The organism is Ruminiclostridium cellobioparum DSM 1351 = ATCC 15832, assembly GCF_000621505.1.
Taxonomy (GTDB): Bacteria; Bacillota; Clostridia; order Acetivibrionales; family DSM-1351; genus Ruminiclostridium; species Ruminiclostridium cellobioparum.
Window position 1 is genome coordinate 1 of the sequence record NZ_KK211290.1, and the last position, 24,153, is coordinate 24,153.

The window sequence follows — 24,153 nt, forward strand, 5'->3', positions numbered from 1 at the left end:
TCCACTTGTTAGAAAGGGACAATCCATCCATCAGATATATGCAACTTATGTGGATGAGCTTATGTGTAGTGAAAAAACAATTTACAACTATATTGATGCCTGCCTTTTTGATGTAAGGAACATTGATCTCCCTCGTAAAGTGAAGTACCGTCCTCGCTATAAAAAGCCCGAATTCAAAGTAGATAAAGGTTGCCGGATTGGACGTAACTATGAGGATTTTCAGACATTCATTGAGAAACATCCAGATATCTCTGCCGTACAGATGGATTCAGTTATTGGAAGCAGGGGTGGTAAAGTTTTATTAACTATACATTTTGTTGAAACCTCCTTTATGCTGGCTTTTTTACGGGATGCAAATACTTCTCAATCCGTTATTGATATTTTCAGTAATATCAGAAAAATCATCGGAAAGGAAAATTTCCAAAAGCTGTTTCCGGTAATTCTGACGGATAACGGGAGCGAATTTTCCAATCCAAAAGCCATTGAATATGGTCCTGACGGACTTCTTCAAACGCGAATATTTTACTGTGACCCAAGCAGTCCTCACCAAAAAGGTGCTATCGAAGTAAACCACGAGTTAATTCGAAGAGTACTTCCCAAAGGAACATCATTTGATTGGCTTACGCAAACGGACATCATGTTGGTAATGAATCATGTAAATTCCTACAAAAGGAAAAAGCTAAACAACCTGAGTCCCTATCAGACGTTTAGCTTTTACTATGGAGAAGATTTGCTAAAACAGTTTGGATGTTCACCAGTAGCTGCTGAAGACATCATACTGAAACCAAAACTTCTCAAAAGATAACACATAAAAAAGTTAACGCCACCAGCGAGGTAAAGTTAATAGATTACACATAAGGGGTAGATTTTCCGATTACAAAAAAATCGACCGTAAGTTCACCTCTGGTCTTTATGCACTTTTTTATGTCTAAGCAACGTCATTATAGCCAATTTTCCTAAAAATATTACATAGAAGCTGGAATCCAATTTACAAAACGAGATTTTCAGCTTCAAAACGGGATTTTTGATTACAAAATCAGAAACTTCTTTTCAAATTGGGATTCTCGCAATGCAAATGGGAATCTGGTACTACAATTCACCTCCACACCTGAATTATACTCCAACTCATATCAAAAAACAACATTTAATTATCGTTTTTCAATAATTAAATGTTGTTTTTTAATAACCCTTCCTTAAAACTCGATTCACAGGCTCAATCAGCAAGCCTACTCCACAACCTCACATTCCCTCATTGCAAAAATAGTCTGCTCAATCAGGTAATCCAGCTCCCAGCCAAGCATTGCAGCTCCTCTCTCAATTACCTCACGGGAACAGCCTGCCGCAAAATTGGCAGTTTTGTACTTTTTCCTTACCGATTTTACCTCCAGATCCGATACACTCCTGGACGGCCTCATCAGTGCCACTGCCCCGATCAGTCCGGTCAGTTCATCAACGGCATACAACACCTTCTCCATTTCATGCTGCGGTTCAATATCCACAGTAAGCGCATAGCCATGGCTGGCAGTCGCACGGATGATTTTGGGGTCAATGCCCCTTTCCCGCATGATTTCCTGCTGCTTTATACAGTGCTGCTCAGGATAGAGCTCAAAGTCCAGATCATGGAGCAGGCCGACTATTCCCCAGAAATCCTCCTCATTTTCATAACCTAATTTCCTTGAAAAATACCGCATTGTACTTTCAACTATCAGGGCATGTTTCAGATGAAATTCCTCCCTGTTGTACTCCGTGAGCAACTCCCACGCCTCGCTTCTTGTCAGTTGACTCAAATTTGATCACCTCTTGATAATTAAAATTATATTAGTAGTCTGTAACATCTAAATTCATACACTGGAGCAGTATCCGGTATATCACTTCCGCAGTCTGCTGACTGCCGCCTCCAATTGTTCAAAGGCCCTCACCAGTATCTGTCTGGGGCAGGCGATATTTATCCGCTGGAAGCCCCTCCCCTCCTCACCGAACATCAAGCCGTTGTCCAGCCAGAGCCTGGCCTCATTTGCAACAAGGTCTTCCAGAGCGTTGTCCGACAGGCCCAGCTCATTGAAATCCAGCCAGATAAGGTAGGTGCCCTGGGGTTCTACAAGTTTTATTTCGGGAAGCCTTTCAGTCAAAAAGCTTCTCACAAAGGAAAGATTTCCGGCAAGATAGGTTTTGAGCTGTGAAAGCCATTCTGCTCCATATTCATAAGCAGCATGACATGCAGCCAGTCCCATTGTATTCAGCTGGCTATAACCGCTTTTCACTATCTCCTGCTCAAACCGGAATTTCATATTGGCATTTTGAATAAATATGTTTGAAACCTGAAGGCCCGCAAGATTGAAAGTTTTACTGGGTGCGGTACAGGTTATTGTCATGTTTGCGAATTCAGGCTTCAGTGCAGCAAATATCAGATGTTTATACCCCTCAAAAATGAAGTCCGCATGAATTTCATCGGATACTACCATCACACCATGTTTTAAGCATATTTCCCCCAGCCTTATCAATTCCTCCCCGGTCCATACCCTGCCCACGGGATTGTGGGGATTACACAAAATGAATACCTTCACATTACCCGAAACTATTTTTTCCTCGAAGTCTTCAAAATCTATTTTATAAACACCCCCGTCATAAACAAGAGGACTATTTACAAGCACTCTTTTATTGGCTAATATGGCCTCCGAAAACGGATAATAGACAGGCTGCTGGATTATGACACCGTCTCCCTTTTGGGTAAAGGCTCTGATTGCCATAGCAATGGCAAAAACAATTCCGGGAGTTTTGACCAGCCATTGGGGCCGGATATTCCATCCAAAGTTATCGGAATACCACTTATATAATGTAGAAAAGTATTCCTCTCTTACTTCGGAATACCCAAAGATACCATGCCGGCTGATTTTAACCAGTGCATCGGTCACCTGCGGAAGTGTTTTGAAATCCATATCTGCCACCCAGAGAGGAATTGCATCTTCAGGCTTTCCCCTCTGCTTTGCAAAATCATATTTTATTGAATTTGTATTCCTTCTGTCGATTATTTCATCAAAATCATATGTCATATGCATTCTCCTTGTGATAGCAGCAGCGCTTATTTTAATTATGGACTTGCAAAAATATATCCAACCGCCAATTAAAATTTTTTATTATCCATTATATTACTCTGTTAAAAAAGTAAAGTCAATATCATACTAAACATATATTAATAATATATGTTTATATTTATTGTTGACATTTCATATGAGTTGTTTTATAATCAAATCATAGTAATTATATATGAAATATAGGAAATGTATTAAACTGTATAAAAAGAAAATATAATAAAATAATTAATTATAAAGGAGAGTATTGATATGTCCAAAATTTATAAAAGCCTCACTGATTTAATAGGTAAAACACCTTTATTGGAACTTTCGAATTATGAAAACAAGCATGACCTCAAGGCCAAAATAGTAGCCAAGCTGGAATATTTTAATCCGGCAGGAAGTGTTAAGGACAGAATAGCCAAAGCTATGATAGATGATGCAGAAGCAAAGGGAGTATTAAAACCCGGAGCGGTAATTATTGAACCTACCAGCGGTAACACAGGAATCGGCCTTGCATCCGTTGCTGCTGCGAGAGGCTATAGAATAATTCTCACAATGCCTGAAACAATGAGTATAGAACGCAGAAACCTTTTAAAGGCCTACGGTGCCGAACTGGTGCTTACCGAAGGTGCAAAAGGAATGAAGGGTGCCATTGCCAAGGCTGAGGAACTTGCACAGGAAACACCGAACAGCTTTATCCCGGGACAGTTTGTCAACCCTGCAAATCCGGCTGTTCATAAAGCTACAACAGGTCCTGAAATATGGGAAGATACCGACGGAAAAGTTGACATTTTTGTGGCAGGTATCGGAACCGGCGGAACTATCAGCGGTGCAGGAGAATACTTAAAGTCAAAGAACCCCGACGTAAAAGTAATAGCTGTAGAACCTGCCAGCTCTCCGGTGCTTTCAAAAGGAACTCCGGGACCGCACAAAATTCAGGGAATCGGAGCAGGTTTTGTTCCGGACACTCTCAATACTAAAATTTATGATGAAATTATAACTGTTGAAAATGATGATGCATTTGCTTCGGGCAGAGAAATATCCAAAGTTGAAGGCTTGCTGGTGGGTATTTCATCGGGTGCCGCTCTCTGGGCAGCCGTGCAGTTGGCAAAACGTCCCGAAAATGCAGGTAAGACAATTGTTGTTTTACTTCCTGACACCGGTGAAAGATATCTCTCCACTCCATTATTCTCGGAATAAAACTATATTGTTTAAAAAACAGGCAGCAGCAAGACTTGATCAACTTGCTGCCGCCTGTTTTTTTCTTGCCCGTTTGTTAAGAATAAGTAATAAAAGCTCCAAAAAAGTACTAAAAAGCTGAGCACTGCAAAATTTCTTATGTTAAAATATATACTAATAGTCTGTACCGTCTGAAACCTGAATTGTCCGGCGGGGAAAGTTTTCTCAGGGCCGGGCGGATGCTGCTACAGACTCCAGCAGTTTTTAAAAAGGAGCGCTGACTTTGAATATATTAATAACAGCCGGTGGTACAAGTGAAAAAATTGATAACGTCAGGACCATAACCAACAGCTCTACCGGAAAACTGGGCTCGGCAATAGCCCTGGCATTTGCTGAAACCTATACTCAGCCCACCGATAGGATATATTACCTTTGCGGACAAAATGCGGTTATACCCGAAGCAGACCGTATCGGTATAATCAGGATCGGAAGCGTAAATGACCTTATGGAAAAATTGACCGGGATACTGACAACCGAAAGAATTGATGCAGTGATCCATTCCATGGCCGTCAGCGACTATACCGTTGACACACTGACCACCAAAAGCAGTATTGCCTCTTCCATAGCCGATTTTATAAGCCAAAACGGACCGTCAGCCGCCCTGGAGCCGGAGGAGCTCACTGCGCAGCTTATTGAGAAAGCCTTCTCCGGGACAGACACCCTGGGTTCTGAAAATAAAATCAGTTCCGACATAGAAGACATGGTTATTGTAATGAAAAAAACTCCAAAGGTTATCGGCATGATAAAAAAGCTTCAGCCTGCAGTTCTTCTGGTTGGTTTCAAACTGTTAAGCAATGTATCTCTGGAAACCCTGATCGATACAGGGTATAATCTTTTATTAAAGAATAACTGCGATTTGGTGCTGGCAAATGATCTGTCCGGAATAAACGAATTAGGACACAGGGGCTTCCTGATTTCCCCCGATAAAACCTATGAAACCTTTGAAACCAAGACCCAGATCGCCAAGGGCATAGTAAAGCGCGTACATGCAATACTAAATAATCAGTAATATTTAAATCATATAAAATCAAATATAAAATGATGTAAAGGAAGCAGTTTTTATGAAAAATATTATTTTAGGAGTTACGGGCAGTGTTGCCGCCTATAAGGCAGCCGACATTGCAAACAATCTTACAAAAAAGGGCTACAACGTGGAGGTCATAATGACCGGAAGTGCCCGGGAATTTATAACTCCCCTCACCTTTCAGTCTCTGACTAAAAACAAGGTATATTATGACATGTTTGAAGAAATCACTCCAAAGGATATCAAACATATATCCCTGGCCAGGAAGGCCGATCTATGCCTTATAGCACCCGCATCGGCAAATATCATAGGAAAGCTTGCAAACGGCATAGCCGATGATATGCTCTCAACGGTGGTCATGGCTATGAACAATGTCCCGGTATATATCTGTCCTGCAATGAATACCAATATGTACATCAACCCTATAGTTCAGCGGAATATCAAGACTCTTACGGAATTCGGATATCATTTCATAGAACCCAGGGAATCGGTACTGGCCTGCGGAGATCTGGGCACAGGGGCCCTGGCCGATGTAGATAAAATCGTCAACACCGTGGAAGCCCACCAATGGAGGGCATAATGGAAAAAATAGATATAACCCGGCTGCAGGGCATACATATCGGACATGCCCAGAATACAGGGGCAGGGACCGGCTGTACCGTTATCTTATGCCCCGAGGGCGCTGTCTGCGGCGTCGACGTCCGCGGCGGTTCGCCCGGCACAAGAGATACCGATGCACTGAATCCGGTCAACAATAGGAAAAGTGTTCACGGCATACTGCTGGCGGGCGGAAGTTCCTTCGGGCTTGACGCCGCCGGCGGGGTCATGCAGTTTCTGGAGGAGCGCGGCATTGGAAGGGACGTTGGTAAAACCATGATTCCCAACGTGTGTGCCGCCATACTGTTCGACTTGAAGTGCGGAGACCACAGGGTGCGTCCCGACAAGGAAATGGGGTACAGCGCCTGTGCCGACGCCTTTCTCCAGCACAGCTTCAAAAGCGGCAGCGTAGGTGCCGGAACAGGTGCGGTTCTCGGAAAGGTCAGGGGCAGCACTCATGCAATGAAGGGCGGTGTGGGAAGTGCCGCTTTCAGTTATGGAGAGCTTATGGTGGGAGCAGTTATAGCTGTAAACTGTGTGGGCGACGTATATGATTCCAGAGCGGGTAAAATAATAGCAGGTGTGCTTTCGGATGACCTGAGCAGCCTGGCTTCCTCCGAAGAACTTATGCTTCGGGAATATGACAGCCACAGGGATTTCTTCAGTGAAAATACCGTTATCGGCTGTGTTATGACAAACGCCATGTTAACCAAAGCACAGGCCACAAAGCTTGCGGCACTGGGCCAGAATGGGATCGCACGTACAGTGAGGCCCGCCCATTCCATATTTGACGGAGATACCATATTTGCCCTTTGCACCGGGCAGGTAGACGCAACTTTTGATTCGGTGGGCATTCTGGCTGCAAGAGCAGTCGAAGCGGCAATAATTGATGCTGTGGTAAGTGCCGAATCACTGCATGGTTTCATTTCCTACAGGGAGCTGAATGGAAAAATTTAGATCTGTCTCTTGACAAGTATACTTTTTTACAGGCATATTTTGCCGGTATTTTTTTCGTTATAATATTAACAATCTTGTTACAAAGTATGGTTCAGGCATCCTTTCGGTGGTATAATGTAATTATTAAGCGTGCCGGCATGCCGGCCGGAATTGGTACAATATTCTGCATATTGTACCAATTGCCTGCTGTTTGAATATTCCTGAGAGGTTACGATAATTATATGAAACATTTAATTGATAAACTGTATGAAACACATCAATTGTCACAGGATGAATATATATATATTCTCAATGGCATTGATGCCTCAGCAAATGAATATCTTTTCGAAAGGGCCAGAGAAGTTACCCGCAATAATTTTGGTAACGCAATTTATACAAGGGGTTTGATTGAATTTACAAATTACTGTAAAAACAATTGCTATTATTGCGGAATAGGTTCGGGCAATACCCGCGCAGACCGGTACAGACTCACTCTGGAGGATATACTGTCCTGCTGCGGTACGGGGCATGAGCTGGGGTTCCGTACCTTTGTGCTCCAGGGAGGTGAGGATAACCACTATTCCGATGAGGATATGGTTGATATAATCACTGCAATAAAGCAGAACTATCCTGACTGTGCCATAACCCTGTCAATCGGAGAAAAGAGCTATGACTCCTACAAGAAGTATTATGAGGCCGGAGCCGACCGCTACCTTCTCCGCCACGAAACAGCTAACGAGGAGCATTATAAAAAGCTTCACCCGCAGAATTTATCTTTGGCCAACAGAAAACAGTGTCTGTACAATCTGAAAGAAATAGGCTTTCAGGTTGGAACAGGTTTTATGGTTGGTTCTCCTCATCAGACCACCGAAAACCTTGCCGAGGATCTGCTTTTTCTTAAGGAATTCAACCCACATATGGTAGGTATCGGCCCTTTCATACCTCACAGCGAGACCAGGTATGCCCGTGAAACTGCAGGCAGCCTTGATTTAACGCTGGTTCTGATCGGCCTGATCCGCCTGCTGCTTCCAAAAGCACTTATTCCTGCAACCACAGCGTTAGGCACTATTAATTCCCTGGGCCGTGAAAAAGGTATTCTGGCCGGTGCCAATGTCGTCATGCCAAATTTATCGCCGGTAGCCGTACGCAAAAAATACTCCCTGTACGACAATAAGATTTGCACCGGCGAAGAGGCTGCCGAATGCAGATTCTGCCTTTCCAACAGAATGAAGAATATAGGCTACGAGCTGGTGGTGGACAGAGGCGATTACATTGGATAAACAACAGACGTGTCGCAAAACTAACATTATTTAAATACTTGTAATACATTTAATAGTGCTCCCGTACCAACATCAAAAAATGAAAAGCTTACAAAGTACGCTATTATCATTTGTCCTGTTTTCAGACAGCCCCCTGCCATTGTCACATGCTGTGCTTATCTGACAACCCTTGCCCCCAGCCCCTTCATTACACCTTCAACTTCTTTCAGGCTGGCCATGGAAGTGTCACCGGGAGTGGTCATGGCCAACGCTCCATGTGCTACCCCGTAGTTTACAGCCTTCTGTGCATCATCAGCAGTCATCAGCCCGTAAACCAGGCCCGATGCAAAACTGTCTCCACCGCCCACTCTGTCATATATCTCAAGTGCCGGGAACTCGATTGATCTGTATATATTGCCCCCGGCCCAGCAAATGGCGCTCCAGTCGTTTACCGTTGCAGTCTTAACCCCTCTGAGTGTGGTTGCTACCACCTTCATATTGGGATATTCCTTTACAACCCTGTCGATCATTTTTTTGTAGCCTTCAATATCCAGCTCCTTCAGATTGGAATCATTTCCTTCCACCTCAAAGCCCAGACATTGAGTAAAATCTTCTTCATTTCCTATCATAACATCAATATACTTTGCTATTTCCCTGTTGACTTCCTGAGCCTTTTTGTTCCCGCCTATGTAGTTCCACAGGGAAGGCCTGTAATTGAGGTCGTAGGAAACAATGGTATTATATTTTTTAGCGGCCTTGACGGCTTCAATTACCACCTCCGGAGTGGTTTCCGACAATGCGGCGAAAATACCTCCGGTGTGGAACCATCTTGCTCCCAGATTTCCAAATACATATTCCCAGTCTATGTCCCCTGCCTTCAACTGCGATGCAGCCGTATTGGCCCTGTCGGAAACCCCCAGGGCAGCTCTTATGCCAAAGCCTTTTTCTGTAAAATTCAGACCGTTTCTGACGGCACGTCCTATTCCGTCAAAAGGCATCCACTTGACTAAAGAGGTATCCACCCCGCCCTGCAGTATCAAATCCTCGATCAGTTTGCCGATATCATTATCTGCAAATGCCGTCACAACGGCACAATTCATTCCGAAGCACTTGCGGAGTCCTCTGGAAACATTGTATTCTCCTCCGCCCTCCCAGGCTTTGAATTCTCTGGTGTTCTTAATTCTGCCGTCTCCGGGATCAAGCCTCAGCATTACTTCTCCCAGGGATATGCAATCATATTTATAACTTCCTTTTTGTTTTAAGTTAAGAATTGACATAACCGACCTCCTAAGATTTATCTGTTACTTTGAAGCTCTTGCCTGCTTTACTTTTTCAACAAACTGCCTTCCTATGGTAACTATGGATTCATAATCACCCTTTTTAGCGCCGGCTGTCAGATTCCCTCCAACGCCAACCGCAACACTGCCCGCTTTGATCCATTCGCCCACGTTATCCAGATTTACACCGCCTGTAGGCATAAGCTTTATGTATGGCAAAGGTCCTTTGAAAGCCTTTATGATCGCCGGCCCGAATAACTCTCCCGGAAATACCTTTATAATATCCGCACCTGCTTCCAGACCTTCTACGGCTTCCTTCACCGTCATTGCCCCCGGCATGCAGGCAACCTGGTATCTGTTGCAAACCTTAACCACTTCGGTATTCAGGCATGGACTTACAATAAACTGCGCTCCTGCCAGTATTGCTGCTCTCGCGGTTTCAGGATCAAGAATTGTTCCTGCGCCGATAAGGATTTTTCCGTCCTTGTTGGATTCAGCAAGTTTTTTAATGACCTCCAGGGCACCATCTACGGTAAAAGTTATCTCAATAGCACATATTCCGGCTTCAACGCAGGAATCAGCTATTTTCATGGCCTGATCGGCACTTTCTGCCCTGACAACGGCCACTACTCCACAGTCACAGATCTTTTGCAAAACATCGTTTTTGTTCATAACCTGGCTCCTTTTCCCAAACGGGTGATTTTATTTATTCTATTGAAAGTTATTGATAAATCATCTCTTATATATTAATATACTAGTATACAAGTTAGGTGTCAACCACAATAAAAATACTTAACAGAAAAAAACATGAAGAATACAAAGTATTTCATATGGAAATTTTCGCAGTTACTCAATTTTATGTAATTGTAAAATCAGTTATGTTAAAATAGAAAGTGCTATGTAATAATACAAACAGGGAGTTTGCTTGAAAGACTTCTCTAATGCTCGTCTTCCAAGCCAACCATTGAATTTATGGCCGCGCGACATATTCAAAGTATTAATGGCATATTTTTGAAATAATTAATTTGACAAAATACTTTGAAAGCGCGCATGGCCAATTAACCTCCTTTATTCGCCACATTGCGATAAAGGATACTAACTTACATTACAATTTGTGACCACAAATGTGGCTCATGGAGGTTAATATGAACAGAATGGAACGGAATGTGCTTCCCTTGAAGGAAGTAATTTATCAGGAGCTAAAAAATAAAATACTTAATCTTGAATATAAACCCGGTCAGATGATCAGCGAAACCGAGATATCAGATCTGCTGAAGGTCAGCAGAACACCCGTCAGGGAGGTTTTTATCAGGCTGTCCCATGAAAAGCTGATAAATATATACCCGCAGAAGGGCACCTTTGTGTCCTTGATAGACCTTTCCTATGTCAGCGAAAGCGTCTTCATGCGGAATCTTCTGGAAAATCAAATTGTACGTGAGATAATGGAAAAGGGTGCCGAACTGCCCCCGGAGATAAGGAAAAATCTGCGCCAGCAAAAGGAAGTAGTTGAGGAGGCCGGCACGGTGCAGGAATTTCTTGATCTTGATAACGAATATCACAGAATGATATTCAAAGCCGCAGATCATGCTGTCTCCTGGGATATTTTGAGCACAACCCGGATTCATTACAATAGATACAGGGTTTTGACCATGTATTTGCCTGAAATGCTGGGAAAGGTTTATAATGAGCACTGCCAGCTGGTTGAGCTTATCCGGGACCGGGATACCGCCTGCTATTCTATTTTAAAACGGCATCATTATTCCGGTCTGGATCATCCGAAAGCTCTGAAGGAGAAGTATCCTGACTATTTTCTTTAGGAAAATACCGGGTAACCTCGAACTTATCAAGCCAGCCCTTTTTGAATTTAAGGGAAATATAGCCCATTATGCTTGTACCCAGGGCGCCCAGTGCATCGACGATCAAATCCTTCATGGTGTCCGACAGGGCGTCCCTGCCCATTCTGAGAGTGCCATCCTCATAGGCGAACTTCTGCATGTTCAGACCTAAAAGTTTGTCAAAGGAAAATTCGTAGACCTCCCAGAGCGCTCCAATAGCCAATGCAAAAGAAAAGGCAAAAACGGCAACAAACAGGGGACTTAAATTGATATCCACTTTTTCAGAATCATTTAACAGCCTGACAACCGAAAACCCCAGCGCTCCTATCATAGCACCGCTGAAGGTATGTAACACGGTATCCCAGTGCGGTATGTGGTAGTAAAAGCTCCTCACTTCCCCCAAATATATGGCAGCGTAAAGGAATATGACAAAAACAATATGCATGAAGCCCGGTACGTTTATCTTCCATCTTCTTTCGAGCATTGAAGGCAGGAACATAATGATCATACCCATTATGCATTGGATGAGCATGAGAACATAATCGGTCTTGAGCTTTTGAAATTTTACGTGCTGGACGGCACCCGAAGGTGACAGGATAACGTTTATAAGAGAGAATATCGTTGAGGCCACAAGAGTTGAAAACACAAACCAAAAAGTTATTTTCTCCCAATTAGCATTTCTTAAACTAAATTTTTTCTTCATATATCTATTGGTTTTCCTTATCAATTTAATATAAACAAATAAACAAATCTATTTTTTATATTATAGCATTTATTCATTTGTTATGAAAACAGAAATAACTGCTATAAAAATAACTGCTGGAATCTGACCCCATGTGTAAAAATAACCGCCTGCCGGTTTGAATGGTCAAACTCTGCAAGCGGTTATTTTTTAATGCTGTTAAAGGAGATTGTGAAATTGGCAACAATGAAGAAAGCATTTCAGTTTGTCCTGCCAACGGATATCGGCTAAATTACTTAACTACTTACCATAATACGCTCTCAAGTACATTTCCTTTAATTCGCTCATTAACGGATATCTGGGATTTGCACCTGTGCACTGGTCGTCAAAGGCCTGCTCAACCATTTCATCAAGGGTCTCGAGGAATTTGGCTTCGTCAACTCCGGCAGCTTTGATTGTAGCAGGAACTCCGATCTTTGCCTTTAATTCATCTATTTTTACAAGCAGCTTATTGAACTTATCTTCATCGCTTGTACCGTTTATTCCCACAAAAGATGCTATTTCAGCATATCTCTTCAATATTTCGGGGTATTTGTACTGCGAGAAGGTACCCATTTTAACAGGGGCTTCGGCAATATTAAACTTCATGACTTCATTGATGAGAAGTGCATTTGCAATACCATGGGGCAGGTGATGGAAGGCACCCAGCTTGTGGGCCATGGAGTGGCAGATTCCCAGGAAGGCATTTGCAAATGCCATACCGGCCATGGTTGAAGCATCAGCCATCTTCTCTCTTGCCACAGGGTCCTTTGCGCCGTTTTCATATGCTGAAGGCAGGTATGCAAATATACTCTTTAAGGCTTGCAGAGCCAGTCCATTTGTATAATCTGTAGCCAGCATGGATGCGTATGCTTCAACCGCATGGGTCAGGGCATCAATACCCGAAGCAGCGGTCAAGCCCTTTGGCATGTTCATCATTAAATCAACATCAACTACAGCCATTTTAGGCATTAATTCATAATCGGCAAGAGGATATTTTACACCTGTCTGTTCATCGGTGATAACTGCAAAGGGAGTTACCTCGGAACCTGTACCTGCCGATGTTGGGATGGCCACAAAGTAAGCCTTTTCACCCAGCCGGGGGAATGTATAAACTCTTTTTCTGATGTCCATAAATCTCATGGCAAGATCCTGGAAATCAACTTCCGGATGCTCATACAAGGTCCACATGATCTTTCCTGCGTCCATTGCAGAGCCGCCGCCGAGGGCTATGATAACATCCGGCTTGAACTCCCTCATAGCTTCGGCACCCAGCTTTGCACATGCAAGAGTAGGATCGGGAGCCACATCGAAGAAGGTGTGATGCTTGATGTCCATGGCATCCAACAGGTCTGTAACAGGCTTTGTGTAACCGTTATTAAAGAGGAAGGAGTCGGTAACTATAAATGCTCTCTTTTTATTCATAACGTCTTTAAGTTCTCTTAAAGCAACTCCCAGGCAGCCTTTTTTGAAATATACCTTTTCAGGGCTTCTAAACCAAAGCATATTTTCTCTCCTTTCAGCAACAGTCTTAATATTGATAAGGTGCTTAACTCCTACGTTTTCAGATACGGAGTTTCCACCCCATGAGCCGCAGCCAAGAGTAAGTGAAGGAGCCAGTTTGAAGTTGTAGAGATCTCCTATTCCGCCATGTGAGGACGGAGTGTTTACAAGAATTCTGCAGGTCTTCATTGCAGCTGAGAATTTATCTATTTTTGCTTTTTCATTGACAGCATCAACATATAATGAGGATGTATGACCGAAACCTCCGTCGGCAACCAGCTTTTCAGCCTTTGCTACAGCTTCGTCAAAAGTCCTGGCTTTATACATGGCAAGTACCGGAGATAGTTTTTCGTGTGCAAAGGCTTCAGACAATTCTACCGATTCAACCTCGCCCACCAGTATCTTTGTTTCAACAGGAACGTCAAAACCTGCCAATTTGGCAATGGTGTGGGCAGTCTGACCGACTATCTTTGCATTAAGGGCACCGTTTATCAGCAGTACTTCCCTTGTCTTCTGAGTTTCCTCCTTATTGAGGAAGTAAGCGCCTCTGACCGTAAATTCCTTTTTAACTTCGTTATATACCTTATCCAAAACTATTACTGACTGTTCGGAAGCACATATCATACCGTTGTCAAAGGTCTTTGATACAAGTATGGAGCTTACGGCAGTTTTCACATCGGCGGTGTCATCAATGATTGCAGGTGTGTTTCCCGCTCCCACTCCGATGGCGGGTTTTCCTGAAGAATAGGCCGCTTTTACCATTCCGGGTCCGCCCGTAGCCAGTATTATATTTGCCTCTTTCATTACTCTTTCGGAAAGCTCTATGGTAGGCTCATCGATCCAGCCTATGATTCCCTTTGGTGCTCCTGCGGCAACTGCTGCCTCAAGTATTATATTTGCTGCTTCTATTGTTGATTTTTTCGCCCTTGGATGCGGGGAAAAGATGATTCCGTTTCTTGTTTTAAGAGCCAGCAGGGCCTTAAATATAGCAGTCGAAGTTGGATTGGTGGTCGGTACGATTGCCGCTATAACGCCTAAAGGTTCGGCGATTTTGGTTATTCCGAAAGCTTCGTCTCTTTCAAGAACACCGCAGGTCCTTGTATCTTTGTATGCATTATAGATATACTCTGCCGCATAATGATTCTTTATGACTTTATCTTCTACAACACCCATGCCGGTTTCAACCTGTGCCATTTTTGCCAGAGGAATTCTTTTTTTGTTTGCAGCCAGAGCAGCAGCTGTAAATATTTTGTCAACCTGTTCCTGTGAATATGTGGCAAACACTTCCTGCGCCTGTTTTATTTCAGTAATTTTTTCCAAAAGAGTGTCAACGCTGTTTACTATCAAATTCTTCTTAGCCATAATATTCAACCTCCATTTAAATTTTGTGTTATCGTTATTTTTTTAACAATCACTTTTAAAAAATTAAGCCACTAATATTTTTTCATACATGGCTTAACAGAGTTAAAGCTTCAAGTTGTTATGCCGTATAGTGTTAATTATTTAACAATGTTTTATGATATTATTTTAGCTCTTTGTTAATTATTTGTCAATATCATTTTTAATATTTTTTCTTATTTTTTTATGTAACCATATTATAGATAAGGTTGAATATTATGGCATATTACAGCTGTCTTGCAGCACTATGCCACCCGCGTTGGAGGAATTAAAAAAGGCATGGTGCAGAAAGCTTTAATTCTGAACCGTGCCTTGAATTTTATATTGCATGCTATTGTAAAAAACTTTAAACTGCCGGGTTCCCGGAACACAGGATATCAGTCAGCGTTGGACTTTGATTTCGTGTATACGTCAAATGCCACAGCTGCAAGGAGAACCAGGCCCTTGATTGCCTGCTGCCAGTCTATGCCCACACCCATGATTGACATACCATTGTTCAATACACCCATTACAAGCGCACCGATTATTGCTCCTATTATTGTACCGATACCGCCCGAAGCTGAAGCTCCGCCTATGAAGCAGGCTGCGATGGCATCCAGCTCAAAGTTGGTGCCGGCCTTCGGTGTGGCAGCGTTCAAACGTCCCGCAACCACCAGCCCTGCAAGTGCGGCAAGCAGTCCCATGTTTACATATACCCAGAACATAACTCTCTTGGTTTTGATACCCGAAAGCTTGGCTGCCTTTTCATTTCCGCCCAGTGCGTAGATATGACGTCCTGCAATGGTCTTCTGTGTAATGAAAGTATATATGGCAATAAGTGCAACTATCAGAATAAGAACTATTGGGATACCCTTGTAAGCGGCAAGGCTTACCGTCAAAAGGTTTATTGCAGCTACTATGACTGCTGTCTTGCCTATGGTTATGGGGAGAGGAAGTGTTTCAAAATTATATTTCTTCATGCTTTGAATATTTTTATATTCAAGGAATATGAATACCAGGGACAGTATAATACCTGTTATCACGGCTATCATGTTCAAACCGCCCACCTTGAATACATCTGAAAGGAAAAAGCCGTTTGCCATGGCCTGGAAGGATTCTGCATAAGGTGATATGGTTTGGCCCTTGAGAAGCACCATTGTCAAGCCCCTGAATACCAGCATGCCTGCAAGAGTTACAATAAATGCCGGAATCCGGATATATGCTATCCAGAAGCCCTGCCATGCCCCCACCAGCGCACCGATAATCAGACAAAGGATAACTGCGATCACCACAGGCATGTGCATCTGAACCATAAATATTGCGGATATGGCCCCTATAAAAGCGGCTACTGATCCAACAGACAGATCCACATTGCCTGTCAGTATTACCAGAAGCATACCTATTCCAAGAATAAGTACATAGCTGTTCTGCAATATAAGGTTGGTGATATTCAACGGTTTAAAGAGTATTCCTCCGGTCAGTATCTGGAATAGTACCATAATAACAACAAGAGCCAACGCCATGGCATACTGGCGTATGTTATTTTTAATAAAAGATTTAAAATTTGTCATTTATAACCTCCACGTGACGCAAGAGCACGTCACTTACATATAAAGTAAAGATTGAATATACACCTGCTCACGCTGTTCCTTTGGCGTGGTTCATTATACATTTCATAATGCTTTCCTGGGTAGCCTCCGAACGGGGAAGCTCTCCGGCAATTTCGCCTTCGTTCACAACGTATATTCTATCGCATAAGCCAAGTAATTCAGGCATCTCGGAGGATATTACAACTATCGATTTTCCGCTGTCTGCCAGTTGGTTTATTATGGTATATATTTCATACTTTGCGCCGACGTCTATACCTCGCGTAGGTTCATCAAGAATCAGGACATCAGGATCGGTAAAAATCCATTTGCTCAATACCACCTTTTGCTGGTTGCCCCCGCTGAGATTGCCGGCCTTCTGCATTATGCTGGAGGATTTGATGTTGAATTTTTTACGGAAATCTTCAGCAACCACATTCTCATCATGTTCTCCAACAACTGAATTTTTGCTTACCTTCCTGAGATTAGCCATTGTAATATTATTCTTTATATTATCTATAAGAACAAGACCATAATTCTTTCTGTCTTCGGTCACATAAGCTATACCCGACTCTATTGCCTTACTCACACTCGACAGCTCCACAGGCTTTCCCTTCAGCTTGATGGTTCCGGTAATTTTGCTGCCGTAGCTCCTGCCGAATATGCTCATGGCCAACTCGGTGCGCCCTGCTCCCATCAGTCCGGCAAGCCCTATTATCTCGCCGCTTCTCACCTTCAGATTAACATTGTTTATTACCTTCCGGTCATGTATCGGATGGGTAACATTCCAATCAATGACTTCCAATATGGTATCCCCGATTTTCGGCTCTCTGTGCGGGAACCGGTGGGACATGTCGCGGCCGACCATTCCTTTGATGATCCGGTCCTCGGTAATCTGATCCTTGCCTTTTTCAAGGGTTTCAATGGTCCTGCCGTCTCTGATGACGGTTATCCGGTCGGAAACCTTTTCTACCTCATTAAGCTTATGGGATATCAATATGGATGTAATTCCCTTTGCCTTCAGGTCGGTAAGCAGCTCCAGAAGCTTGTTGCTCTCTTCATCGTTCAATGCCGCCGTGGGTTCATCAAGAATGAGCAGCTTGACATCCTTGGCCAGGGCTCTTGCGATTTCCACCAACTGCTGTTTACCCACACCTATATTGGTTATAAGTGTGTTGGGACTTTCATGCAGACCCACAAGTGATAATAATTCATTAGTTCTTGTAGTCGTTTCATTCCAATCTATGACACCGGTCTTTGCCTGCTCATTTCCTAAAAATACGTTTTCAGCTATGGACAAATAGGGAATTAAGGCAAGTTCCTGATGAATTATAACAATACCAAGTTTTTCGCTGTCTTTTATTTCTTTAAAGTGACACACATTGGAATCAAATATTATGTCTCCCGAATATGTTCCATAGGGATAGATACCACTTAAAACATTCATGAGGGTCGACTTTCCGGCACCGTTTTCACCAACCAAAGCATGTATTTCTCCGCTTCTTACCGTCAGGTTAACATTGTCCAATGCTTTGATGCTAGAAAACGTCTTGGTAATATCTTTCATTTCGAGTAATAGTTTAGACATTTTCTCAGCTCCCTATCCTTTATAAATTTTGTAAACTATCCTGCTGCTTATTACAGAGAGCGCCATCTCACCAACTGAAGCTCTTTATGGATCAGTTACCGCAAAATGGCGACTCTGCAATCTATAAAAATTATTTTTTAGGGGATGCTGTTATTTTAAATCTGCTTCCTTGTAATATCCGCTGTCAATCAATGTCTGCTTGTAGTTTGACTTGTCAACCGGTACCGGCTCACAAAGGTATGATGGAACAACCTTCTTACCGTTATCGTAAGTCTTTGTATCATTAACCTCAGGTTCCGAACCGCTGAGAACTGCATCCACCATCTTAACGGCTTTTTCAGCAAGAGTTCTTGTGTCCTTGAAGATTGTTGAATACTGTTCACCTGCAATTATTGATTTTACGGATGCTACTTCTGCATCCTGTCCGGTTACTATTGGCATTTCCTTATCACCTTTGCCGTAGCCGACACTCTTAAGGGCTGAAAGTATGCCTATTGAAATACCGTCATATGGTGATAAAACGCCATCAACCTTTTCAGTTGTGTAATTTGCACTTAGGATGTTCTCCATACGGGACTGGGCTGTGGCTGCATCCCAGCGGAGAGTTGAAACCTTATCCATACCCATCTGGCCGCTCTTTACCACCAGAACGCCTTTATCGATTAACGGCTGTAATACCGACATTGCACCGTCATAGAAGAAGAAGGCATTGTTGTCATCGGGTGAACCTCCGAACAATTCGATATTGAACGGGCCCGGCTTGGTGTCGGCTTCCAATCCCTTTACCAGGGAAGTAGCCTGCTGAACACCAACCTTGTAGTTGTCAAAGGTAGCATAGTAGCTTACATTTTCGGAATTTCTGATCAAACGGTCATAAGCTATAACCTTTACATCTGCATCTGCTGCCTTTTTAAGCACGTCTGTGAGAGCAGAACCGTCGATGGAAGCAACAACCAAAACCTTTGCTCCCTTTGAAATCATGTTTTCAATCTGTGCAACCTGGTTATCGATATTGTCTTCACCATATTGAAGATCAACTGTGTAACCCTTGGCTTCGAGCTGCTTTTTCATGTTGTCACCATCCTGGATCCATCTCTGGGAGGATTTTGTCGGCATTGCAACTCCAACCAGTTTGCTGTTGTCCTTGGTTCCGCAGGCTGTAAAGCCTAAAGCCACTGAAAGAGTCATAACCATGGAAAGAGTACCTGCAATAATCTTTCTCAATTTCATTTAAACACTCTCCTTTTCCCGCAAACGCTTTCTTTTATGATCGTTTGCTTTCGTTTTGTAAATACATGTTATCACCAGCATGTATAATTGTCAATAAAATTGTGCATAATTTATAGTTTACATATTTTTATATAAGCTGTTTTGTGCATCATTACCACATTTTATTAATTTAGCTTACGAAAAGTATTGTTTTTGAGCGTTTGTGAATGTTTCCACAATGATTTAAAACGTATCCGGCACTGAAAACCGTTAAAATCATAACATAACTTATAATTTCAACAATGTTATTTATTGATTTTAGTTGGGATATGCTTTATACTCAAAATAACTCCTTTCGATAGGTTTCATTTTATTATTGTAATCACTCAATCCGGTAGTCTGTAACAGTTCTTTAAATAGATGAAACTGATAATATTATTGTTAATAAGGAAGAATATATGTTTGCTATTGAGAGAATAAGAATAATTAAAAACTATCTGCTGGAAAATAAACAGGTTGAAGTAAATCAGCTCAGCCAGATGCTGGGAGTATCAGAGGTTACAATACGCCGGGATCTTGAGAAGCTGGAGGGTGAGGAGTTTCTTACGCGGACTCATGGCGGCGCGGTTCTGGGCAGCATAAAGGACGCTGTCTCGGAGAATATGGAAGCCGGGTCCTTCCAGGATTATTTTGAAATCTCAAAAATTGCCATCCGCATGATTAACGACGGCGATGTAATAATGCTCACCAACGGAGCCATTAACCTGGAAATTGCAAAACAGCTGAATTCCAAAAACCGGGTCACCGTCCTCACAAACGACCTGAATATAGCGTTTCACATAATGGAAGCACAATCTGCAAAAGTAGTCCTCCTGGGAGGGGATATTGATTATAATACCAAAGCCGTTTTCGGAACACTTACTGTAAACAATCTCAACAATTTTTTTGTAAACCGCCTTTTCATAGAAATAGACGGCATATCAAACAACCTTGAACTGACTGTATCCAATATCGACATGGCAACTTTCATTAAAGAAGCTGCCAAAAGTGCAAATGAAAAAATAATCGTCTGCACATCCTCGGCCTTTGAGAGGAACTCTTTTTACAGAGCCGGATTAATAAAAGATTTATGTGACAAACTAATAACCAATCATACATTATCGGATCAGCATAAAAATAATATTTTTAATGCAAACATACAGTTATTTACCTCTATAGATTTGTTTGAAGGTAGAGTTTAATCTTCTTTTGGAGGTTGTCGACCATGAGAATTCCCAAACTGGAAGTCAGGAATATAAGTAAACACATCAGTGACGCTTTTTCTCTGCACAATGTCTCATTGGATCTATGTTCCGGTGAGGTGCACGCCTTCATAGGTGAAAACGGCTCAGGTAAATCCACTGTCATCAAGATCATAAGCGGTGTCGTCAAACAGGACAGCGGCGAAGTTTTGATCGACAATGAGCCGGTCGTCATAGAAAGTGTGGCAGAGGCAAAGCGCCACGGAATATATTGCGTATGGCAGGACATTAACCTGTATCCCAATCTGTCTGTTGCTGAGAACATTTACATGGATCATCCCAAAAGTCAGAACAGCTTTTTGGCCCGCAACAAGTTCAGAATGTTCCGGGACTGCACCGATATATTCGATGAATTCGGCATTAATATCGATATCCGCACCAATGCCGGAGAATTGGGTTTTGCACAAAGGCAGCTTGTGGAAATGGTGAGGGCCTATGTTTCCAATGCCCAGATTGTCATATTCGATGAGCCTTCAGCTGCCTTCACCTCCAAGGAGAAGGACATATTGTACAGGATAATCCGGGCATTGAAGGAAAAGAACACAGCCATCCTGTATATAACACATCTGTTGGATGAAATCGAGCTGATAGCCGACCGGGTTTCAGTTATCCACCAGGGCAGGATGATTGGAACCCAGACAGTCAACACTACCTCCAAGGATGATATTATCAGGATGCTGGCTGTTCCGGCAGAGAAGAACCGCTATCCCAAACTGAATATTTCGGTTGGAAAGGTGATAATGTCTGTTAAAGATCTCAGTGCGGCCAACATTCTGAACTCAATCACCTTTGACCTCAAAAAATCTGAAATTCTGGGAGTTACGGGGCTTATGGGCTCGGGGAGGTCCCTCCTGGCGCAGTGTCTTTTTGGCATTACTCCCATCAAAAGCGGAAGTATAGAAATCAATGGCCAAAAGGTAAAATTATCGTCACCGGAGGATGCCATCAGGAACGGAATAGCCCTGCTGCCCGAAGACCGTGCCTCAAGCTCAATTTTTGGCTGCCTCAATCTTGAAAATAATGTGACTCTTTCATCCCTCAAGAGATTTGAACAGTATAAATATCTGCATAACAAGATTATGACCGATGTTACGGATACATATATAAAAAAGCTGAGTATCCGGCCGGGCAATCTTCATGATCTGCTGGAAACTTACAGCGGCGGTAACCAGCAGAAAGCTGCCGTAGCCCGGTGGATGATGAGCCGTTCAAAAATATTTATTCTTGATGAACCTACCAGGGGTGTTGATGTCGCATCAAAGACAGATATATATAACTGTATCCTGGATCTGGTATCCAAGGGTGCTTCAGTCATACTCATCTCCTCCGATATTGAAGAAATACTCGGGATGTGCGACAGGGTGCTGGTATTGTCCGAAGGTGAGATATCAGGTGAATTCCGGCGCAGCGAAGCCACCAAGGAAGCTATAATGTACAAGGCAACCATAAAAACAGCCGGCAGTTTAAATCAAAAGTAATAAAATGTTTATACAAATATTCAAATTTGTATTACAATATATATCAAACTTATATTACAATGTATATATGTATAATAGCATTAATGTACTAAAGCGACTTAAGACGAATGTATTTTAACACAAATGTATAGAGCATTGATCGTACCTCTCACGCAGCAAAATCCGCAAAGCGGCTTTTCACTACTATTTGTGTACGGCTATGCACGCAGATGGGAGACAATATGAGTATACTTAACGAAATTTCGCAAAATCTTCAGATAGGTAAGGCAAAAGTTGTAAAAGAGCTTGTACAAAAAGCCCTCGATGAGGGTTACAAGCCTCAGGAGATACTGAATGAAGGGCTCCTTCCCGGAATGGCCGTTATCGGAGAAAAGTTTAAAAATGATGAAATTTATGTCCCGGAGGTCATGATTGCGGCAAGAGCCATGAATATGGGAACAGAGCTGCTCAAGCCCCTGTTGGCCTCAAGCGGTGTCAAGGCCGCAGGAAAGGTTGTCATCGGCACTGTTGCGGGAGATCTGCATGATATAGGAAAAAATCTTGTTAAAATGATGATGGAAGGCAGAGGCCTGGAGGTAGTTGATTTAGGAGTTGACGTATCTGCCGGCCGTTTTGTTGAAACAGCCATAAATGAAAATGCCCGGATAATTGCATGTTCCACCCTGCTCACCACCACAATGGCGGAGATGGAAAATGTGGTAAAGGCGGCCGAAGAAGCCGGGATTAGGAATAAAATATCCATAATGATAGGCGGAGCGCCTGTGACCCAAAACTTCTGTGAGACAATTTCGGCAGATTTTTATACCGCCGACGCAGCTTCTGCTGCCGACGTGGCGGCAAAAATCTGCGAAAACCCGTAGCAGGCACCCGTACATGCTGTTTATTACTCACCCCAAGGCTGTAACCAAAGGCTGTAAAGTATACTGAAAATTACTTTTACAGCCTAATTTAACCTGTTGTGCTACTTGAAATCCTGTATTGCTTTACAGAAAGATTTAATCAGCAACTGGTAACTAATAAATGTGCATGTACTCGTCCAGTTCCTTAAACAGCTTGCCGGTATCCTCATCATCAGGTACTACAATTGACAGCGGCTCATCCAGCTTGAGGATGAACATTCCCAGTATAGACTTTGCATCAGCCATACCGCTTTTTCCATGAATCCAGATGTCAAAGGGATACCGGCTGACAATCCTGTTGATATTCTCAATGTCCTCTATTCTTTTGATTTTAATTGGTCTTACCATTTTAAACTCCTTTCTGCCTGTTCAAAATCAGGTCTTTCAGCGTAAAATGTAAGTATTATTGTATGCATAATCCTTATGTATTATGAATTGCTTATTATTTACCCGTTAACACGGAAGATGAAACACCGTGCCAAGATTAAAAATTCAAATTTAAATTTGCGTATGGAAAGTTTACTTGACATGAAATAGCTATTATGTTATTTTATTTATGGAAAGCATGCTTTCCATTTTGCATTATAAAGAGGTATATATGAAGAACAGACTCGAAAAAATACGTAAGCAGCGCGGAATCAAACAAGAGGACCTGGCATCAGCACTGGAGGTATCCAGACAAACTATAGGCTCTCTGGAAAACGGGAGGTACAACCCGTCTATTACTTTAGCTTTTAAAATTGCCCGTTATTTTGGCATGAGCATTGAAGAAATTTTTATCTACGAGGAGGAATAACAGTGAAAAAGAAATTTCCCTTTGGTATTTTACAGCTGATTACAGGTATTTGCCTCATAATACTCAGCTTCCTGTTAAAAGCTGAAATTGCAAAGCCCATATGCGGTGTTTTTATTGGTGTTGGAGGAGGTCTTTCGGGACTGGGAATAATCAGGCTGATTACATATCATATTGAAAGCAGTAACCCCGCAATTAAAAGGGCGAAGGAAATTGAAAATAATGATGAAAGAAACACAATGATCCGAAACCGTGCAAAAGCTAAAGCCGGTGACATCACCCAGTGGCTCATTATTGCAATCACTTATGTTACCATACTGATTTCGGCGCCTTTATGGGTGTCATCCTTTGTAGTAGCCGTATATGTACTTTACAATCTGATAGTTGTTTTTCTGATTAATAAATATCAAAAAGAGATGTAAATGCAAATATCCTGGAATCCAAAGGAGGAAATTAT

22 protein-coding genes are annotated in these 24,153 nt (G+C 42.5%); 12 read left to right on the top strand and 10 right to left on the bottom strand.

Features of this window, described 5'->3' with window-relative positions; all coding sequences use genetic code 11:
* Positions 1-805: IS30 family transposase (locus T344_RS0120655; protein ID WP_027629997.1), on the top strand; the 805-nt coding region annotated here is incomplete at its 5' end.
* 421 nt (positions 806-1,226) lie between these two features.
* On the opposite strand, the gene T344_RS0120660 is transcribed toward T344_RS0120655, so the two are convergent.
* Both T344_RS0120660 and T344_RS0120665 read right to left on the bottom strand, forming a co-directional pair.
* Entirely contained in the window at positions 1,227-1,787 is a 561-nt protein-coding gene (locus tag T344_RS0120660) for a hydrolase (RefSeq protein ID WP_027630264.1), read from the bottom strand.
* A gap of 81 nt (positions 1,788-1,868) precedes the next feature.
* Positions 1,869-3,050, bottom strand: a complete 1,182-nt coding sequence (locus tag T344_RS0120665) for a MalY/PatB family protein (RefSeq protein WP_027630265.1) — start codon at positions 3,048-3,050, stop codon at positions 1,869-1,871.
* A gap of 291 nt (positions 3,051-3,341) precedes the next feature.
* On the opposite strand from T344_RS0120665, the gene cysK reads away from it, so the two are divergent.
* The 5 genes from cysK to hydE all read left to right on the top strand — a co-directional run bounded on the left by cysK (position 3,342) and on the right by hydE (position 8,150).
* Positions 3,342-4,274: a cysteine synthase A gene (gene cysK / locus T344_RS0120670; RefSeq protein WP_027630266.1), complete on the top strand. Its 933-nt coding sequence runs from the start codon at positions 3,342-3,344 to the stop codon at positions 4,272-4,274.
* A gap of 262 nt (positions 4,275-4,536) precedes the next feature.
* On the top strand, positions 4,537-5,322 hold the full coding sequence (locus tag T344_RS0120675) for a phosphopantothenoylcysteine decarboxylase domain-containing protein (protein WP_027630267.1): 786 nt from the start codon (positions 4,537-4,539) through the stop codon (positions 5,320-5,322).
* Positions 5,323-5,374: 52 nt separating this feature from the next.
* A complete protein-coding gene (coaBC, locus tag T344_RS0120680; protein WP_027630268.1) occupies positions 5,375-5,917 on the top strand; it encodes a bifunctional phosphopantothenoylcysteine decarboxylase/phosphopantothenate--cysteine ligase CoaBC in 543 nt (180 codons plus the stop codon).
* Positions 5,917-6,891 carry a P1 family peptidase gene (locus T344_RS0120685; protein WP_027630269.1) on the top strand — a complete coding sequence of 325 codons (975 nt, stop codon included), beginning with the start codon at positions 5,917-5,919 and terminating at the stop codon, positions 6,889-6,891. Before coaBC ends, T344_RS0120685 begins: the two co-directional genes overlap by 1 nt.
* A 221-nt stretch (positions 6,892-7,112) precedes the next feature.
* Positions 7,113-8,150, top strand: coding sequence for a [FeFe] hydrogenase H-cluster radical SAM maturase HydE (gene hydE, locus T344_RS0120690; protein WP_027630270.1), 1,038 nt, complete (start codon positions 7,113-7,115; stop codon positions 8,148-8,150).
* A 155-nt stretch (positions 8,151-8,305) separates the two neighbouring features.
* Here hydE and T344_RS0120695 read toward each other — a convergent pair whose 3' ends face one another.
* Positions 8,306-9,406 (bottom strand): sugar kinase, encoded by a 1,101-nt coding sequence (locus T344_RS0120695; RefSeq protein ID WP_027630271.1) that lies wholly within the window; start codon positions 9,404-9,406, stop codon positions 8,306-8,308.
* A gap of 24 nt (positions 9,407-9,430) precedes the next feature.
* Positions 9,431-10,078 (bottom strand): bifunctional 2-keto-4-hydroxyglutarate aldolase/2-keto-3-deoxy-6-phosphogluconate aldolase, encoded by a 648-nt coding sequence (locus tag T344_RS0120700; protein ID WP_027630272.1) that lies wholly within the window; start codon positions 10,076-10,078, stop codon positions 9,431-9,433.
* A 473-nt stretch (positions 10,079-10,551) separates the two neighbouring features.
* On the opposite strand from T344_RS0120700, the gene T344_RS0120705 reads away from it, so the two are divergent.
* Positions 10,552-11,223: a GntR family transcriptional regulator gene (locus T344_RS0120705; protein WP_027630273.1), complete on the top strand. Its 672-nt coding sequence runs from the start codon at positions 10,552-10,554 to the stop codon at positions 11,221-11,223.
* On the opposite strand, the gene T344_RS0120710 is transcribed toward T344_RS0120705, so the two are convergent.
* The 5 genes from T344_RS0120710 to chvE all read right to left on the bottom strand — a co-directional run bounded on the left by T344_RS0120710 (position 11,144) and on the right by chvE (position 19,246).
* Positions 11,144-11,944, bottom strand: coding sequence for a DUF2238 domain-containing protein (locus T344_RS0120710; RefSeq protein ID WP_027630274.1), 801 nt, complete (start codon positions 11,942-11,944; stop codon positions 11,144-11,146). The two genes, T344_RS0120705 and T344_RS0120710, sit on opposite strands and share 80 nt — an antisense overlap.
* A 279-nt stretch (positions 11,945-12,223) precedes the next feature.
* Positions 12,224-14,827 carry a bifunctional acetaldehyde-CoA/alcohol dehydrogenase gene (adhE, locus tag T344_RS0120715; protein WP_027630275.1) on the bottom strand — a complete coding sequence of 868 codons (2,604 nt, stop codon included), beginning with the start codon at positions 14,825-14,827 and terminating at the stop codon, positions 12,224-12,226.
* A gap of 413 nt (positions 14,828-15,240) precedes the next feature.
* A complete protein-coding gene (gene mmsB / locus T344_RS0120720) occupies positions 15,241-16,413 on the bottom strand; it encodes a multiple monosaccharide ABC transporter permease (protein ID WP_027630276.1) in 1,173 nt (390 codons plus the stop codon).
* Positions 16,414-16,480: 67 nt separating this feature from the next.
* A complete protein-coding gene (mmsA, locus tag T344_RS0120725; RefSeq protein WP_027630277.1) occupies positions 16,481-18,016 on the bottom strand; it encodes a multiple monosaccharide ABC transporter ATP-binding protein in 1,536 nt (511 codons plus the stop codon).
* A gap of 150 nt (positions 18,017-18,166) precedes the next feature.
* On the bottom strand, positions 18,167-19,246 hold the full coding sequence (gene chvE / locus T344_RS0120730; RefSeq protein ID WP_117407532.1) for a multiple monosaccharide ABC transporter substrate-binding protein: 1,080 nt from the start codon (positions 19,244-19,246) through the stop codon (positions 18,167-18,169).
* Positions 19,247-19,683: 437 nt separating this feature from the next.
* Between chvE and T344_RS0120735 the strand changes: the two genes are divergently transcribed.
* The 3 genes from T344_RS0120735 to T344_RS0120745 all read left to right on the top strand — a co-directional run bounded on the left by T344_RS0120735 (position 19,684) and on the right by T344_RS0120745 (position 22,864).
* Complete coding sequence (locus tag T344_RS0120735) at positions 19,684-20,466, top strand: DeoR/GlpR family DNA-binding transcription regulator (protein ID WP_004631053.1); 783 nt, start codon at positions 19,684-19,686, stop codon at positions 20,464-20,466.
* 23 nt (positions 20,467-20,489) lie between these two features.
* Positions 20,490-22,004 carry a sugar ABC transporter ATP-binding protein gene (locus T344_RS0120740; protein WP_027630279.1) on the top strand — a complete coding sequence of 505 codons (1,515 nt, stop codon included), beginning with the start codon at positions 20,490-20,492 and terminating at the stop codon, positions 22,002-22,004.
* 221 nt (positions 22,005-22,225) lie between these two features.
* Positions 22,226-22,864: a corrinoid protein gene (locus T344_RS0120745; RefSeq protein WP_027630280.1), complete on the top strand. Its 639-nt coding sequence runs from the start codon at positions 22,226-22,228 to the stop codon at positions 22,862-22,864.
* A gap of 153 nt (positions 22,865-23,017) precedes the next feature.
* Here the strand turns inward: T344_RS0120745 and T344_RS0120750 are convergent, their stop codons facing one another.
* A complete protein-coding gene (locus T344_RS0120750) occupies positions 23,018-23,251 on the bottom strand; it encodes an HPr family phosphocarrier protein (RefSeq protein WP_004631209.1) in 234 nt (77 codons plus the stop codon).
* 250 nt (positions 23,252-23,501) lie between these two features.
* On the opposite strand from T344_RS0120750, the gene T344_RS0120755 reads away from it, so the two are divergent.
* Both T344_RS0120755 and T344_RS0120760 read left to right on the top strand, forming a co-directional pair.
* Entirely contained in the window at positions 23,502-23,699 is a 198-nt protein-coding gene (locus tag T344_RS0120755; RefSeq protein ID WP_027630281.1) for a helix-turn-helix transcriptional regulator, read from the top strand.
* Positions 23,700-23,701: 2 nt separating this feature from the next.
* Positions 23,702-24,118: a hypothetical protein gene (locus T344_RS0120760; RefSeq protein ID WP_027630282.1), complete on the top strand. Its 417-nt coding sequence runs from the start codon at positions 23,702-23,704 to the stop codon at positions 24,116-24,118.
* Positions 24,119-24,153 lie beyond the last annotated feature (35 nt).

What these genes read in the sequence shown, in the direction of transcription:
- hydE (WP_027630270.1), top strand. Translation starts at nt 7,113, where the DNA reads ATGAAACATTTAATTGATAAACTGTATGAAACACATCAATTGTCACAG.
- T344_RS0120685 (WP_027630269.1), top strand. Translation starts at nt 5,917, where the DNA reads ATGGAAAAAATAGATATAACCCGGCTGCAGGGCATACATATCGGACAT.
- T344_RS0120710 (WP_027630274.1), bottom strand. Translation starts at nt 11,944, where the DNA reads ATGAAGAAAAAATTTAGTTTAAGAAATGCTAATTGGGAGAAAATAACT.
- chvE (WP_117407532.1), bottom strand. Translation starts at nt 19,246, where the DNA reads ATGAAATTGAGAAAGATTATTGCAGGTACTCTTTCCATGGTTATGACT.
- T344_RS0120665 (WP_027630265.1), bottom strand. Translation starts at nt 3,050, where the DNA reads ATGACATATGATTTTGATGAAATAATCGACAGAAGGAATACAAATTCA.
- T344_RS0120745 (WP_027630280.1), top strand. Translation starts at nt 22,226, where the DNA reads ATGAGTATACTTAACGAAATTTCGCAAAATCTTCAGATAGGTAAGGCA.
- adhE (WP_027630275.1), bottom strand. Translation starts at nt 14,827, where the DNA reads ATGGCTAAGAAGAATTTGATAGTAAACAGCGTTGACACTCTTTTGGAA.
- T344_RS0120735 (WP_004631053.1), top strand. Translation starts at nt 19,684, where the DNA reads ATGTTTGCTATTGAGAGAATAAGAATAATTAAAAACTATCTGCTGGAA.
- cysK (WP_027630266.1), top strand. Translation starts at nt 3,342, where the DNA reads ATGTCCAAAATTTATAAAAGCCTCACTGATTTAATAGGTAAAACACCT.
- T344_RS0120700 (WP_027630272.1), bottom strand. Translation starts at nt 10,078, where the DNA reads ATGAACAAAAACGATGTTTTGCAAAAGATCTGTGACTGTGGAGTAGTG.
- mmsB (WP_027630276.1), bottom strand. Translation starts at nt 16,413, where the DNA reads ATGACAAATTTTAAATCTTTTATTAAAAATAACATACGCCAGTATGCC.
- coaBC (WP_027630268.1), top strand. Translation starts at nt 5,375, where the DNA reads ATGAAAAATATTATTTTAGGAGTTACGGGCAGTGTTGCCGCCTATAAG.
- T344_RS0120695 (WP_027630271.1), bottom strand. Translation starts at nt 9,406, where the DNA reads ATGTCAATTCTTAACTTAAAACAAAAAGGAAGTTATAAATATGATTGC.
- T344_RS0120740 (WP_027630279.1), top strand. Translation starts at nt 20,490, where the DNA reads ATGAGAATTCCCAAACTGGAAGTCAGGAATATAAGTAAACACATCAGT.
- T344_RS0120755 (WP_027630281.1), top strand. Translation starts at nt 23,502, where the DNA reads ATGAAGAACAGACTCGAAAAAATACGTAAGCAGCGCGGAATCAAACAA.
- T344_RS0120750 (WP_004631209.1), bottom strand. Translation starts at nt 23,251, where the DNA reads ATGGTAAGACCAATTAAAATCAAAAGAATAGAGGACATTGAGAATATC.
- T344_RS0120705 (WP_027630273.1), top strand. Translation starts at nt 10,552, where the DNA reads ATGAACAGAATGGAACGGAATGTGCTTCCCTTGAAGGAAGTAATTTAT.
- mmsA (WP_027630277.1), bottom strand. Translation starts at nt 18,016, where the DNA reads ATGTCTAAACTATTACTCGAAATGAAAGATATTACCAAGACGTTTTCT.